The organism is Bradyrhizobium semiaridum, from assembly GCF_020329505.1.
Classification (GTDB): Bacteria; Pseudomonadota; Alphaproteobacteria; order Rhizobiales; family Xanthobacteraceae; genus Bradyrhizobium; species Bradyrhizobium semiaridum.
Genome location: NZ_JAGKJJ010000018.1, coordinates 1 through 15,034, shown reverse-complemented (window position 1 = coordinate 15,034; position 15,034 = coordinate 1). Strand labels below are relative to the sequence as shown.

Here is a 15,034-nt window from a genome sequence, read left to right as displayed (position 1 = left end):
GCTGCGAGACTGAGTCCTCTTCCCTATTCGCTATCCCTATTCCCTATTCCCTATTTGCTATTCGCCCTCTCGCAAAGTTGAAACGGCCTGCAACATATCGCCACTGGCACCGCTGCCCAATTGCCCGCACAATTCCTCGGCACTGACGATCGATTGCTCAACCCCGTCGGGATTGCCGATGCTCAAGACGTTGCTCACCGCCGCCGCGCTATTGTCGTTGCCGTCACTGGCATTCGCCGCCGACATCACCGGCGTCCCCAAGATTCGCGATGGCGACCAGATCATGATCGGCTCGACCCGGATCCGGCTCGGCGGCGTCGATGCGCCGTCGACCGACCAGCTCTGCCTCAACACCAAGGGCGAGCGCTGGACCTGCGGTGTCGCCGCGCGCGACGAACTGATCAAGCATGTCGGCAACAAGAGCTGGACCTGCCACACCCGCTCGGTCGATCGCCGCGGCCGCACCGTGGCGCGCTGCGAAGCCGACGGCGAAGACATCCAGAAGTGGCTGGTCAGCAACGGCTGGGCGCTGGCCAATACCCGGGTCTCGCGCGACTACGAGGCCGACGAGAAGACTGCGCGCGAAGCCAAGGCCGGGATGTGGCAGGGCGCATTCATCGCGCCGTGGGACTGGCGCGTGCGCAACAAGAAGACCCATGTGCTCGGCGCCGTGAAGCCGCCGGAGGCCGCCATCGCGATCCTGCTCGCGTCCGCCTCGGGCCCGGTCGCGCCCTCGCCCGACTGCACCATCAAGGGCAACGTCAACCGCTCTGGCGAATGCATCTTCCACCAGCGCACCAGCCGCTGGTACGCCAAGATCGAGATGAAGATCAGCAAGGGCACGCGCTGGTTCTGCTCGGTCGAGGAAGCCGAGGCCGCCGGCTGCCGCGAGACGCGGCGCTGACATCTGGTGGACGGCAGTTTGGTGAAGCGAACTCGCGGATGACGCCGTGGACGCTCAGACAGACAGCGACGTCAACGCGCGCAAGCGCAGCCGCCTGCGGCGCGCGCGATGGCTGCTGCTGCTCGTGCTGGCGGCCTATCTGCTCGCGGCCTATCTGCTGCTGCCGGCGTTCTGGACGCATTACGAGCACCAGAAGGGGCTTGCCAAGCTGCCGATGGTGACGCGCACCGCGCAGGACATTCCTGGCGATCCCTTGAATGTCAGCCTGATCGGCGACCACCGGGACGTGATCTGCGCGATGCACCACGCGGGCTGGTATCCGGCCGACCCGATCACGCTGCGATCCTCGATCGCGATCGTCGGCAGCGTGCTGCTCGACCGTCCCTACAAGGACGCGCCGGTCAGCAATCTGTTCTATCTCGGCCGCCGCGAGGACCTCGCCTTCGAGAAGCCGGTGGGATCGAGCGCCGACCGCCGCAACCATGTGCGGCTCTGGAAGGTGCTCGACCAGGGCGAGGAGAACCGCCCGGTGTGGCTCGGCGCCGCGACGCTGGATCGCAGCGTCGGCATCAGCCACTACACCGGCGCGGTGACCCATCACATTGCCGCCGACCTCGACGCCGAACGCGCGACGCTGGCGAGCGATCTGGAAGCGGCCGGCATGGTGACGGCGAAATATCAGGTCACCGGCATCGGCCCGACCTTGAACGGCCGCAATGGCGGCGGCGATCCTTACTTCACCGACGGCGAGATCTGGGCACTGCGGCTGGTCGAGAACTGCGTGAAGCATGAGGGCGCCGTCGAGAACCTCCCGAGCCCGGCCGCGACGGAATTCAAGGACCAGGTCTGGCGCGCCGTGGTCCAGGCGATCGGCAAGTGAAGCGGCCGCGGCCTTGCAGTTTTTGAAGCTCTGGATTGCTTCGCCATGCTCGCAATCGGCGGCTCGATGGCATATCCTCCGGCCTCAACCCCTCACACGCATGATTTGCGCGCTTCACCGACAAGGAACAGGACGATGACCGTTCGCGCGGGCCGGGAATTTCTGGCCATCCCCGGGCCCACCACGATGCCGGATCAGGTGCTGCAGGCGATGCATCGCCCGGCGCTCGACATCTACTCCACCGAGATGGTCGAGCTGACCGAGGGCCTGCTGCGCGATCTGTCGAAACTGTTCGCCACCCAGGGCAAGTCGTACATCTACATCGCCAACGGCCACGGCGCCTGGGAGGCGACGCTGTCCAACGTGCTGTCGCGCGGCGACAAGGTGCTGGTGCTGGAGAGCGGGCGCTTTGCGATCGGCTGGGGCCAGGCTGCCGCCGCGATGGGCGCCGAAGTCGAGGTGCTGAAGGGCGACTGGCGCCGCGCCATCCGTCCCGCCGAGGTCGAGGAACGCTTGCGACGCGACAAGGAGCACTCGATCAAGGCGATCCTCGCGGTGCAGGTCGATACGGCCTCGGGCGCCTACAACGACATCGAGGCGATCGGCAAGGCGATCAAGGCCGCCGGCCATCCCGCGTTGTTCATGGTCGACACGGTGGCCTCGCTCGGCTGCACGCCGTTCGAGATGGACAAATGGTACATCGATGTCGCGATGAGCGGCTCGCAGAAGGGCCTGATGACGCCGCCCGGCCTCGGCTTCGTCGCTGCCAACGACCGCGCCTGGGAGGCGCACAAGAAGGCCGATCTGCGCACGCCCTATTGGGACTGGACCGAGCGCGAGGGAAGCGAGCACTACCGCAAATATGCCGGCACCGCGCCAGTGCATCTGTTGTTCGCGCTGCGCGAGGCGATCAACATGATCCACGCCGAAGGGCTGGAGAACGCGTTCGAGCGGCATCGTTTGCTCGGCGAAGCGGTGCGCCGCGCGGTCGCGGTGTGGGCCGAAGGCCAGGTGCTTGGTTTCAACATCACCGAGCCCGCCGAGCGCTCCAACACGGTGACGACAGTGACCGTGAAGGGCGCCGATCCCGCCGCGATCCAGCGCTACGCCAAGGAAAAATGCGGCGTCGTGCTCGGCACCGGCATCGGCGACCTGCAGGGCCAGGCCTTCCGCATCGCCCATATGGGCCACGTCAACGCCCCGATGGTGCTCGGCACCCTCGGCGTCATCGAAGTCGCCCTCGCCGCCCTGAAGATCCCGCACGGCCGCGGCGGCGTCGACGCCGCGGTGCAGTGGCTGGGCGAGAACGTGAAGGCGTAGCGGCTGCGAGTTCATGCGCCAATCCCGTCATCCTGAGGAGGCCGCGAAGCGCCGTCTCGAAGGATCGATGGCCGCGCTGCCGCCGCAACGAATCGGAGGACGCGAAAAATATCCGCGCCGTCGATCTTTCGAGATGCCGCTTCGCGGCTGCTCAGGATGACGGAACGACGTTCACAGGATGATCAAATGAAGAGGTGCCCCGACTTTTTGCGAGAGCCCCACACTTTTCGTCGTCGTCTTTTTCCGCTTTACTGCCTGCAACAGCCGGGCACTGATCCCAGCGACACTATGAGATGGAGGGATCGCTTGGCGGCGGTGGAGTTGCGCGGGCTGGTCAAGCGGTTCGGGTCGTTTGTCGCGGTCGATGATGTTTCACTCACGATCGATCACGGCCAGCTGGTCTGCCTGCTCGGGCCGTCGGGCTGCGGCAAGACCACGACGTTGCGGCTGATCGCCGGGTTCCTGGAACCCACCGGCGGCGAGATCCGGGTCGGCGAACGCGTGGTGTCGTCGCGCGCGCGCACGCTGCCGCCTGAGCAGCGCAACATGTCGATGATCTTCCAGAGCTACGCGCTGTGGCCGCACATGACGGTGGCCGAGAACATCGTCTACGGCCTGCGCTTGCGCAAGATGGATCGCGACATGATTGCGAAGAAGCTCGCCGCGATCCTGGCCACCACAAAACTCGAGCCGCTGGCGCAGCGCTATCCCGGCGAGCTGTCGGGCGGACAGCAGCAGCGCGTGGCGCTGGCGCGCGCGCTGATCGTCGGCCCGGAGACACTGCTGCTCGACGAGCCGCTGTCCAACCTCGACGCCAATCTGCGCGAGGAGATGCGCTTCGAGATCCGCCGGCTGCACGACGAATATCGCTACACCACGGTCTACGTCACCCACGACCAGTCCGAGGCGATGACGACGGCCGATCTGATCGCGGTGATGAACGCCGGCAAGATCGACCAGCTCGGCACGCCCGAGGACATTTACGCGCGGCCCGAGTCCGAGTTCGTCGCCCGCTTCATCGGCGCCGCCAACGTGATCAAGGGCATCGCGCGCGATGCGAGCCATGTCGCATTCGCCGGCGCGACGCTTGAAGTGGTCGGCGCAAAACTCACCGCCGGGCAGAGCGCGCCGGTCGCGATCCGCCAGCACGAGATCCAGCTTTCGACGCAGGCACCCGCATCGCAGCAGAACACCTTGAAGGCGGTCGTGACCCGGCAAGTCTATCTCGGCATGAACCGCGACTACATGGTGGAAACACCGGACGGCACCTCGCTGCGCGTGAGCACGCCGACCGAGACCGCGGTCGACAAGGGCAGCGAGGTCTGGCTGACCCTGCCGCCCGAACGCTGCCGGGCGCTCAGCCGATAACGACAGAAACGGAGCGGCGCGATGCGGAAGCGAATTTCCAGACGCAATGTTCTGAAAGGCGCGGCCACGCTCGCGCTCAGCACAGTGTTTGCTGCACCGGCGCGCGCCGCGGCGCCGCTTCCTTGCCTCGCCCCGCTTGCGGGGAGAGGCCGGAGCGCATCGTTAGATGCGCTCCGGGTGAGGGGGACTCTCCGCGCATCGCGCTCGCTGAAACAGCCCCTCACCCCCCTCTCCCCGCAAGAGCAGGGCGAGGGGGCTGAAGCAACTCAGTCCGGACTAGCATGATAACAATCACCACCACCTCCCCCAAATCCCGCTTCGACTGGACCCGGCCGGTGCTGTGGCTGTTCGCCGCCGTGCTCGTCCTCCTCATCCTGCTGCCGCTGTCGTGGCTCGCGGTGTTCGCCTTCACCGACAAGAGCCGGCATCCGACGCTGCAGAACTTCATCACGCTGTTCAGCAATCCGGATTTCCTCGATCCGCTGCTGACCACGGCAATCATCGCAACCACGTCGGCACTGATCTGCTGCATCGTCGCCGCGCCGATCAGTTGGCTGGTGTCGCGCACCGACATGCCGGGTCGGCAGACCATCCGCGCGCTGGTGACGGCGTCGTTCGTGACGCCGCCGTTCCTCGGCGCGGTGGCCTGGGAATTGCTGGCGGCGCCGAATTCCGGGCTGCTCAACCAGCTCTATCGGCTGTTCGCCGGCGAGGACGCGGATGCCCTGTTCAACATCTATTCGCTGACCGGGATCATCTTCGTGATCTCCTGCTACACGTTCCCGTTCGTGTTCGTGCTGGTGGCGAATGCGCTCGACACCATGCCGGGCGAGCTGGAGGACGCCTCCGCGATCCTCGGCGGCAAGGCCTGGACCACGGCGCGGCGGGTGACGATTCCGCTGGCGCTGCCGGCGCTGGTCGCCGGCGCGCTGATCGCCTTCCTGCAGGCGATGACGCTGTTCGGCTCGCCGGCGATCCTGGCGCTGCCGGCCGGCTTCCACACCATGACGACCAAGATCTGGAGCCTGTTCCAGTATCCGCCGAAGCTCGAGCTCGCGGCAGCCGCCGCCGTGCCGCTGCTGTTGCTGACGATCCTCTTGCTGCAGGGCCAGAAGGCGCTGCTCGGCCGCCGCGGCTATTCGGTGATCGGCGGCAAATACGGCGCGCCGCGCCGGGTCGAGCTGAAAGGCTGGCGCTGGGCGGCGCTCGGCTTCTGCCTCGTGGTGCTGCTCAACCCGGTGTTCCTGCCCTATTTCGCGCTGCTCAACGCCGCGTTCTCGCCGAACGCCACCACGCTGGTGACGGCGTCGACGGCGACGCTGCACAACATCGTCTTCGTGTTCACCGAGCTGTCGTCGACCCAGCTGGCCTTGAGGAACACCGTGATCCTCGGCACCGCGACCGCGACCATCGGCACCCTCCTCGCGCTGGTCATCGCCTATGTCACGACGCGCAAGGTGATCGCAGGCCACCGCGTGCTCGGCTTCCTCGCCACCGCGCCGGTCGCCGTCCCCGGCATCGTGCTCGGCGTCGGGCTGTTCCTGAGCTACACGCGGCCGCCCTTCGTGCTCTACGGCACGCTGTGGATCCTGCTGCTCGCCTTCCTCACCATCAATCTGCCGTCGGCCTATCAGCAATTGCAGGCAGCGTTCGCGACCATCCATCCCGAGCTCGAGGAGGCCAGCCGCATCCTCGGCGCGACACGGCTGCAGGCACTGCGCCAGATCACCGCGCCCTTGCTGCGCACCGGCGTGATCGCGACCTGGTGCTTCATCTTCATCGGCGTGATGCGGGAGCTGTCGGCCGCGATCGTGCTGTTCACCTCGCAGACCAAGGTGCTCAGCGTCCTGATCTACGACCTCAACGAGGGCGGCGACCTCGCCGCGATCGCCGTGCTCGGCATCGCGATGCTGGTGATCACCTTCGCCGTGGTGCTGGCCGTGAACCAGATTCCGATGTCCGGCGGCAATGCCGGCGCGAAGCTGCGGAACGGTTAGCCCACGCCCTCTCCCCGGTCATTGCGAGCGAAGCGAAGCAATCCATGGCTCCGCATACGTTGAAGCATGGATTGCTTCGCTTCGCTCGCAATGACGGGGGTAGAGCGGAGCGCCAAACCAACGGTTTCCATCTGGCAATCGCCACATTCGTCCCGATATACAGCGGTACCCCCGCACAATGAGGACCGCGTGACCCAATCTGCCAGCAAGCCCCCCGTCGCGCCGCGCCGGCCGCACAGTTTCACCACCCACGGCATCACGGTGACGGACGATTATGCGTGGATCAAGGACCCGAAGTGGCAGGAGGTGCTGCGCGATCCCGCGATCCTCGATCCCGATATCCGCGCCTATCTCGAAGCCGAGAACGGCTACACCGAGAGCCTGCTCGGCCACACCGACGGCTTGCAGAAGCAGCTCGTGAAGGAGATGCGCGGGCGGATCAAGGAGGATGATTCCAGCGTGCCGTCGCCGGACGGCCCGTTTGCCTATTTCAGGAAGTTTCGCGAAGGCGGCCAGCACGAGTTGTTCTGCCGCATGCCGCGCGACGGCGGCGATGCGCATGTGGTGCTCGATGGCGACGTGCTGGCGCGGGACCACAAATATTTCAAGTTCGGCGGCAGCCGGCATTCCAACAACCATCGGCTGCACGCCTGGAGCGCCGACACCAAGGGCTCCGAGTATTTCTCGATTCGCGTGCGCGACTGGGCCTCGGGTGCCGATCTCGACGATTGCGTCGAGGAGACCGACGGCGGCGTGGTCTGGGCGGCGGATTCCAAAAGTTTCTTCTACGTCAAGCTCGACGACAATCACCGCCCGATGCAGGTGTGGCGGCACAGGCTCGGCACCAAGCAGGCCGACGACATCCTGATCTATGAGGAGCAGGATTCCGGCTGGTTCACTCATCTGCACGAGAGCGCCAGCGGCCGCTTCTGCGTGATCGCGGGCGGCGACCACGAGACCTCGGAGCAGCGGCTGATCGACCTCGCCAATCCCGATGCGCCGCCGCGCCTCGTCGCGGCGCGCGAGGAAGGCGTGCAATATTCGGTCGCCGACCGCGGCGATCAGCTCTACATCCTCAGCAATGCCGACGACGCCATCGACTTCAAGGTGGTGACCGCGCCGCTCGCGGCGCCCGAGCGCGCCAACTGGCGCGACCTGATCCCGTATCGCGAAGGCGTCTACGTGCTCGACGTCGAGCTCTATGCCGGCCACATGGTGCGGCTGGAGCGTGCGAACGCGCTGCCGGCGATCGTCATCCGCGATCTCTCAACCGGCGAGGAGCACGCCATCGCGTTCGACGAGGCGGCCTATTCGCTCGACACGATGGGCGGCTACGAATTCGAGACCACCAATCTGCGCTTCGCCTATTCGTCGATGACGACGCCATCGGAGGTCTACGACTACGACATGGCGACGCGGGCGCGGGTGCTGCGCAAGCGGCAGGAGATTCCGTCCCGGCACAACCCGGCGGATTACGTCACCACGCGCATCATGGCGACGTCGCATGACGGCGCCGAGGTGCCGGTCTCGATCCTGCATCGCAAGGATCTTGCCCGCGACGGCAAGGCACCGCTCTTGCTCTATGGCTACGGCTCCTACGGCATGGCGATGCCGGCCTCGTTCAACGCCAACCGTCTCTCGCTGGTCGACCGCGGCTTCGTCTACGCGATCGCACATATCCGCGGCGGCGCCGACAAGGGCTGGGGCTGGTATCTCGACGGCAAGCGCGAGAAGAAGACCAACACGTTCGACGACTTCGCCGCCGCCGGACGCGCGCTGATCGCAGCGAACTACACCGGCGCGAAACGTATCGTCGGCCATGGCGGCTCGGCCGGCGGCATGCTGATGGGTGCGGTGGCCAACCGCGCCGGCGAATTGTTCGGCGGCATCGTCGCCGAGGTGCCGTTCGTCGACGTGCTCAACACCATGCTCGACGACACGCTGCCGCTGACGCCGCCGGAATGGCCGGAATGGGGCAACCCGATCGAAAGCGAAAAGGACTTTCGCACCATCCTGTCCTACTCGCCCTACGACAACGTCGCGGCACAGGACTATCCGGCGATCCTGGCGATGGGCGGGCTCACTGATCCGCGCGTCACCTATTGGGAGCCGGCCAAATGGATCGCACGGCTGCGCGCCACCATGACGGGCGGCGGCCCGGTGCTGCTGCGCACCAACATGGGCGCCGGCCACGGCGGCGCGTCGGGGCGCTTCAACCGTCTCGATGAAATCGCGATCGTCTACGCGTTCGCGCTGTGGGCGGTGGGAATGGCGGAACGGGCCGAGGTGTAGCTCTCGTAGCCCGGATGAAGCGCAGCGCAATCCGGGGCAGTCTTTCCAATTGCGAGAATCCCGGATTACGCTTCGCTTCATCCGGGCTACGGATCATCGTTGATCGCGGGTTTCCCCCCATCGTCGTCCTGGCGAAGGCCAGGACCCGTACCGCGTGATCTCTGCAACGCGGCGGTCGTAGTACCGCGGCAAATAAGTCCAGGCTTTCGCCAGGACGACGGCTCTAGCTCCCTCGCTCAGCTCTTGCGGGGAGAGGGTTGGGGTGAGGGGCTGCATCAGCATCAATGGCTAGGGACGGACTCGCGGAGGCTCCCCCTCACACGGATCGCATCTCATGCGATCCGGGCTCTCCCCTCAGGCGGGGAGAGGCGAAGAGCCTCACCTCCCCTTCGCCTTTCGCCATACCGCAAAATCCTTCAGCGTCTGCTCGTCGGTCGCGGGATAGAGGCCGAAGATGCCGCGGCCGTTGTGGACCTGCTCGGTGACGAAATCCTCGAACGCGGTCATTTCAAAGGTGTCGTCGGCGATCTCGTCGGCGAGATGCACGGGGATCACGATGACGCCGTCGCTGTCGCCGAGGATCACGTCGCCGGGAAACACCGGCGCGTCGCCGCAGCCGATCGGGACGTTGATCTCGATCGCCTGGTGCAAGGTGAGGTTGGTCGGCGCGCTCGGACGGTGATGGAAGGCGGGGAAGCCGAGCCGCGCGATCTCGGCCGCATCGCGAAAGCCGCCGTCGGTGACGACGCCGGCGCAGCCGCGCTTCATCAGCCGCGTCACCAGGATCGCGCCGGCGCTTGCCGCACGCGCATCCTTGCGGCTGTCCATGACAAGCACGGCGCCGGGCGGGCAATCCTCGATCGCCTTGCGCTGCGGATGCGCGCGGTCGCGGAACACCTCGATCTTGTTGAGGTCCTCGCGCGCCGGCATGTAGCGCAGGGTGAAGGCCTCGCCGACCATGGTCGGCTGGTTTGGGCCGAGCGGATGCACATCCTGGATCGTCTGGATGCGGAAGCCGCGCTTGAACAGCGCGGTCGCGACTGTTGCTGTGGAGACGGATTTGAGCTTGTTGCGGGTGGTGTCGCTGAGTTTGGACATGGTGCTTGCCTTCTCCCTTCGTCATTCCGGGATGCGCCGAAGGCGCAGGCCCGGAATCCATTAAGCCGCATCAAGCGTGGCGAAATGGATTCCGGGCTCATGGCTTCGCGATGCCCCGGAATGATAGTGACTAATAGATCGACGGCTCGCCAACCGGCTTGCCAAAGCCGGTCTCGAGGAAATCGAAGTCACAGCCTTCATTGGCCTGCTTGATGTGCCTGGAGAACATCCAGCCATAGCCGCGCTCGAAGCGGCGCTCGGGCTGCTGCCATTCGGCGCGGCGCTTTGCGAGTTCAGCCTCGGAGACATCGAGGCTGATGGTGCGCGCGGCAACATCGAGCGTGATGCGATCGCCATTCCTCACCAGCGCCAGCGGACCGCCGACATAGGCTTCCGGCGAGACGTGGAGGATGCAGGCGCCATAGGAGGTGCCGCTCATCCGCGCGTCCGACAGCCGCACCATGTCGCGCACGCCCTGCTTCACCAGCTTGGTCGGGATCGGCAGCATGCCCCATTCCGGCATGCCCGGCCCGCCCTGCGGGCCGGCATTGCGCAGAATCAGGACATGATCGGCCGTGACGTCGAGATCGGGATCGTCAACCGCCGTCTTCATCGCGGGATAATCGTCGAACACCAGCGCCGGGCCGGTGTGCTTGAGGAAGCGCGGATCGCAGGCGCTCGGCTTGATCACGCAGCCGTCGGGCGCGAGATTACCCTTCAGCACCGCGAGCGCGCCCTCCTTGTAGATCGGGTTCTCGACGGTGCGGATGACGTCGTCGTTGTAGACCTCGGCGCCTTCGATGTTCTCGCCGAGCGTCTTGCCGGAGACGGTTATGCAATCGAGATGCAGATGCTGCTTGATGCGGGCCATCAGGCCGGGCAGACCGCCGGCATAGAAGAAATCCTCCATCAGATAGGTGTCGCCGCTCGGCCGCACATTGGCGATGACGGGCACCTTGCGGCTCGCGATCTCGAAATCGTCGAGCGAGATATCCTGGCCGGCGCGGCGCGCCTGCGCGATCAGGTGAATGATCGCGTTGGTCGAGCAGCCCATCGCCATAGCGACTGTGATCGCGTTCTCATAGGCCTTGCGGGTCTGGATCTTCTGCGGCGTGAGATCCTCCCACACCATCTCGACGATGCGACGGCCGGCTTCCGAGCTCATGCGGATGTGATTAGCGTCGGCCGCGGGGATCGACGAGGCGCCGGGCAGCGTCATGCCGATCGCCTCCGCGATCGCGGTCATGGTCGAGGCCGTGCCCATGGTCATGCAGGTGCCGTAGCTCCGGGCGATGCCCGCCTCCATGTCGACCCAGTCCTTGTCGGAGATTTTTCCGGCGCGGCGCTCGTCCCAGTATTTCCAGGCATCCGAGCCAGAGCCCAGCGTCTTGCCCTTCCAGTTGCCGCGCAGCATCGGCCCCGCCGGCAGATAGATCGCGGGCAGGTTCATGCTGGTGGCGCCGAGCAAGAGGCCCGGCGTGGTCTTGTCGCAGCCGCCCATCAGCACGACGCCGTCGACCGGATGGCCACGCAGCAGCTCTTCGGCGTCCATCGCCAGCATGTTGCGGTAGAGCATCGTGGTCGGCTTCAGCAGCGATTCCGACAGCGACAGCGCCGGCAGCTCGAGCGGGAAACCGCCGGCCATCAGCACGCCGCGCTTGACGTCGTCGACCCGGCTCTTGAAGTGCATGTGGCAGGGCTGCGCGTCCGACCAGGTGTTTAGGATCGCAATCACCGGGCGGTCGCGCCACTCCTGCGGCGCATAGCCCATCTGCATCGCGCGCGAGCGATGGCCGAAGGCGCGCAAATCGTCCGGTGCGAACCAGCGCGCGCTGCGCAGTTGATCGGGGGTCTTGCTCTTGCTGATCATGATCGATGCGCCATGTTTCCTGACATTGCCCGCACGCGCGCGGCGCGCCCCGCACGGGTGCGCCGCAAAACTCCGCGGGAAGAGAATCAGAGGTGAAATTCAGCGGCCAAGATCACGCCTGGCGCTGCGCCGTCATCACGATGCGGACGAGGTCGGCGGCATTGCGCGCTCCGAGCTTCTTCATGATGTTGGCGCGGTGATCCTCGATCGTGCGCGGGCTGATGCCGAGTTGGCGGCCGGCTTCCTTGTTCGAGGCGCCGGAGGTGAATTGCTCGAGCACCTCGCGCTCCCTGCGGGTCAGCGGCTCGCGTCCCGGGAAGTGCAGCGAGGCGATCCGCGAAGCCGAGCTCTCGTTCCGGCGTCGCGTGTAGGCCTCGATCGCCTCGTTGAGCCGGCTGACGATCTCATTGCCGCGGAACGGCTTCTCGATGAAGTCGAGCGCGCCGTTCTTGATGGCGCTGACCGCCATCGCGATATCGCCCTGGCCGGAGATCATGAAGATCGGCGCCGGATAGTCCTCGCCGTGCAGCTCGCGCAGGATATCGAGGCCGGATTTGCCGGGAATGTGCACGTCGAGCAGGATGCAGGCCGGGGTCCGGGAGCGCGCAACGGCGAGCAGCGCAGCGCCGTCGGCGAAGCAGATCACCTTGTAGCCCGCCGTCGACAGGACTACGGACAGCGTCTCGCGAACGGCTGGATCGTCGTCGACTACGAAAATCTCCCCGCGGGGAGCACCATTCTCAGCCATATGCATCGTCCGTCAGTGGTACAGCATCGCGCGTGACCGCACATCTCTGATCATTCGCGATCAATGGTCCCGTATTTGTACGGGACGGCAGCTTAGCGCACAAGTAGCAGCACATTCCCTAAGAACGGAGCCTGCGGCTGATCGAAGCCGCGATTGCAAGTGAGGCCCCGCTCACCGAGCAGGACGCCAGCGCGGCGCTTGATTGGCCGCTGTGCGATGCGGCAGTCCCGGCGCATCGCCTCAACTGATCCGCTGGGGCGAAAATCACCCGCCCTGCATTTTTGGCGAATTGACCTCTGAGGCGGCAACGGTCGGTTCCGCGCATCGGGAAAGGCAGCGTCGGCGTGGCGACGGGTTCACGCCCCGAGCCGATCGGCATCTCCCGCGCGCTTCTTGCCCAGCCGCCCCCTGATGAAGCAGATGTCCATCTCGGTGCCATTGACGCGGACCAGCTCGCAGCGGCGATAGGCGAGCCCGGTCGACGACAGCAGCAGAAAAAACTCCTTCAGGTTCAGCCCCTGGATGGAACCCTCGACGGTGAGCGATGCGTCGGTATCGGAGATGGCGTTGAGCAGGCAATCCCGCCGCCAGGTGCCGTCGATCGCCATGATGCAGACGTCGAAGCCCCGGCTGAAGGTGACCCGCTCAACGACTTTGCCCTCGTCTGTCATCGCTCAATGTCCGGCCGCCAGCGCGGCAAGCCTTGGCGTCACGGCCCCGGCCGCCCGCAAGCCGCTCGGCCGGTACAGGCCGCGGCGGTCGGCGACCGGCTTGAAGGTGTCGGTGAGCCCGACCACCGTCTCGGCGGCGCCCAGCACCAGGAAGCCATCGGTGTCCATCAACCGGGCGAGCCGGTTGAAGACGTTGATCTTGGTGTCCTGATCGAAATAGATCAGCACGTTGCGGCAAAAGACCACGTCGAAGCTGCCGAGCTGGGAGAAGTCGTGCAGCAGATTGAGCTGGCGATGCTGCACCATCGCGCGCAGCTCCGGATTGATCTGCCAGAATTCGCCCGACTGCTTGAAGTACTTGACCAGCATCTGGATCGGCAGCCCTCGCTGCACCTCGAACTGGCTGTAGATGCCGGCCTTGGATTTCTCCAACACCTCCTGCGAGAGGTCGGTCGCGATGATCTCGACCCGCCATCCTACCAGCGCCGCGCTCATCTCCTTCAGGTACATCGCCAGCGAATAGGGCTCCTGTCCGGTCGAACCGGCGGCGCACCAGATCCGCACGGCACGCCGCGCGGCGCGCGCCTTCAAGAGTTCCGGCATGATGGTGTCGCGGAAATGATCGAACGGCACCTTGTCGCGGAAGAAGAACGTCTCGTTGGTGGTCATCGCCTCGACCGCCTGCACGATGTGCTGGGACGAGCCGCTTCTGATCTTCGCCACCAGGTCGGGAATGCCGGCGAGGCCGCATTTGCGTGCCAGCGGCAGCAGGCGGCTCTCGATCAGATATTGCTTGTCCGCGGAGAGGTCGAGACCGGAATGGTCCTTGAACAGCTTGCGCAGATACTCGAAGTCGGGGGGCGTCACGGGAGCCTCACAAAGACAAAGACGGATGAAACTGGCTTCACGCTTCGGTCGGCGCGTCGAGCGCGATCAGGCCCACTTCCTGGAATTTCGCGATCACGATGTCCTTGTCGAACGGCTTCATGATGTATTCGTTGGCACCGGCGTGCAGCGCGCGCGAGATGTGGTCGATGCCGTTCTCGGTGGTGCAGAACACCACCTTGGGCTGGTCGCCGCCGGGCAGGCGGCGGAGCTGCACGAGGAATTCGAAGCCGTCCATCACGGGCATGTTCCAGTCGAGCAGCACAGCCTCCGGCATCGCGCGCTTGCAGGCTTCGAGCGCGACCGCGCCGTCCTCGGCCTCGATGACCGTGAACCCCATTCCCTCGAGGATGCGGCGGGCGATCTTGCGGACCACTCCGGAATCGTCGACGACGAGACATGTCTTCATCTGTTGCACTCCCTTTTGAACCGCCGTCTGTCGCGGCGGCGCATTACGCTGCGGTCTTCAGATCTGCTTTAGGCATCAATTCGAGCACGCGATCGACGTCGAGCACGACCATGAGCTGGCCGTCGAGGCGGTGGACGCCGCCGGCGAGCTTGGCCATGCGCGGATCGAGGTTGACCGGATTGTCCTCGCGGCCGGCATCGGGCAGCCGCAAGACTTCGCCGATCTGGTCGATCAAGAGGCCATAGGATTCGCCGCGCAGGTCGACGCCGACCGCCATCGGCACCTGGCCGTCGTCGGCCTTCGGCAGGCCGAGCCGGGCGCGCATGTCGATCACGGTGACGATGCGGCCGCGCAGGTTGAGCACGCCGGCGATCTCGCTGGACGCCAGCGGCACCCGCGTCAGCCGCTCCGGCATGAACACGTCCTGCACCCGCGAGATCGGCAGGCCGAACAGCTGTCCGCCGATCACAGCGGTGACGTATTCCGCCATCGCCCCTTCGCCCGCTTCGGTCTTGCTGGTCATCGGTATCGTTTCCGTTGGTTAGGCTGCCCGCCGCATCTCGGCGGTCTGTTCCTTCAGCGCCGCGATCAG

At 65.7% G+C, this 15,034-nt stretch carries 13 protein-coding genes; 6 read left to right on the top strand and 7 right to left on the bottom strand.

All coding sequences use genetic code 11. The annotated features are described in order from the left end of the window. The first annotated feature begins 178 nt into the window (after positions 1 to 178). From J6500_RS20410 to J6500_RS20385, 6 genes are all read left to right on the top strand, one after another. Positions 179 to 904, top strand: a complete 726-nt coding sequence (locus tag J6500_RS20410) for a thermonuclease family protein (RefSeq protein WP_225714484.1) — start codon at positions 179 to 181, stop codon at positions 902 to 904. Between the two features lie 46 nt (positions 905 to 950). Then, complete coding sequence (locus J6500_RS20405) at positions 951 to 1,784, top strand: LssY C-terminal domain-containing protein (protein WP_225714483.1); 834 nt, start codon at positions 951 to 953, stop codon at positions 1,782 to 1,784. A gap of 135 nt (positions 1,785 to 1,919) precedes the next feature. After that, positions 1,920 to 3,104, top strand: a complete 1,185-nt coding sequence (locus J6500_RS20400; protein ID WP_225714482.1) for a pyridoxal-phosphate-dependent aminotransferase family protein — start codon at positions 1,920 to 1,922, stop codon at positions 3,102 to 3,104. Between the two features lie 315 nt (positions 3,105 to 3,419). Next, on the top strand, positions 3,420 to 4,472 hold the full coding sequence (locus J6500_RS20395; protein ID WP_225714537.1) for an ABC transporter ATP-binding protein: 1,053 nt from the start codon (positions 3,420 to 3,422) through the stop codon (positions 4,470 to 4,472). Between the two features lie 281 nt (positions 4,473 to 4,753). After that, the gene (locus tag J6500_RS20390) at positions 4,754 to 6,469 is read left to right on the top strand and encodes an ABC transporter permease (RefSeq protein WP_225714481.1); all 1,716 of its coding nucleotides are present in this window, start codon (positions 4,754 to 4,756) and stop codon (positions 6,467 to 6,469) included. A gap of 189 nt (positions 6,470 to 6,658) precedes the next feature. Further along, positions 6,659 to 8,761: a S9 family peptidase gene (locus J6500_RS20385; protein ID WP_225714480.1), complete on the top strand. Its 2,103-nt coding sequence runs from the start codon at positions 6,659 to 6,661 to the stop codon at positions 8,759 to 8,761. Between the two features lie 378 nt (positions 8,762 to 9,139). Here the strand turns inward: J6500_RS20385 and J6500_RS20380 are convergent, their stop codons facing one another. The 7 genes from J6500_RS20380 to J6500_RS20350 all read right to left on the bottom strand — a co-directional run bounded on the left by J6500_RS20380 (position 9,140) and on the right by J6500_RS20350 (position 14,965). Next, positions 9,140 to 9,859, bottom strand: a complete 720-nt coding sequence (locus tag J6500_RS20380) for a ribonuclease activity regulator RraA (protein ID WP_225714479.1) — start codon at positions 9,857 to 9,859, stop codon at positions 9,140 to 9,142. 130 nt (positions 9,860 to 9,989) lie between these two features. After that, a complete protein-coding gene (gene araD / locus J6500_RS20375; RefSeq protein WP_225714478.1) occupies positions 9,990 to 11,729 on the bottom strand; it encodes an L-arabinonate dehydratase in 1,740 nt (579 codons plus the stop codon). 112 nt (positions 11,730 to 11,841) lie between these two features. Next, on the bottom strand, positions 11,842 to 12,477 hold the full coding sequence (locus tag J6500_RS20370; RefSeq protein ID WP_225714477.1) for a response regulator transcription factor: 636 nt from the start codon (positions 12,475 to 12,477) through the stop codon (positions 11,842 to 11,844). Between the two features lie 356 nt (positions 12,478 to 12,833). After that, positions 12,834 to 13,148, bottom strand: a complete 315-nt coding sequence (locus J6500_RS20365) for a PilZ domain-containing protein (protein WP_225714476.1) — start codon at positions 13,146 to 13,148, stop codon at positions 12,834 to 12,836. Between the two features lie 3 nt (positions 13,149 to 13,151). Next, positions 13,152 to 14,015, bottom strand: a complete 864-nt coding sequence (locus J6500_RS20360; protein ID WP_225714475.1) for a CheR family methyltransferase — start codon at positions 14,013 to 14,015, stop codon at positions 13,152 to 13,154. A gap of 37 nt (positions 14,016 to 14,052) precedes the next feature. After that, positions 14,053 to 14,442: a response regulator gene (locus J6500_RS20355; RefSeq protein ID WP_225714474.1), complete on the bottom strand. Its 390-nt coding sequence runs from the start codon at positions 14,440 to 14,442 to the stop codon at positions 14,053 to 14,055. Between the two features lie 43 nt (positions 14,443 to 14,485). After that, positions 14,486 to 14,965, bottom strand: coding sequence for a chemotaxis protein CheW (locus J6500_RS20350; protein WP_225714473.1), 480 nt, complete (start codon positions 14,963 to 14,965; stop codon positions 14,486 to 14,488). Positions 14,966 to 15,034 lie beyond the last annotated feature (69 nt).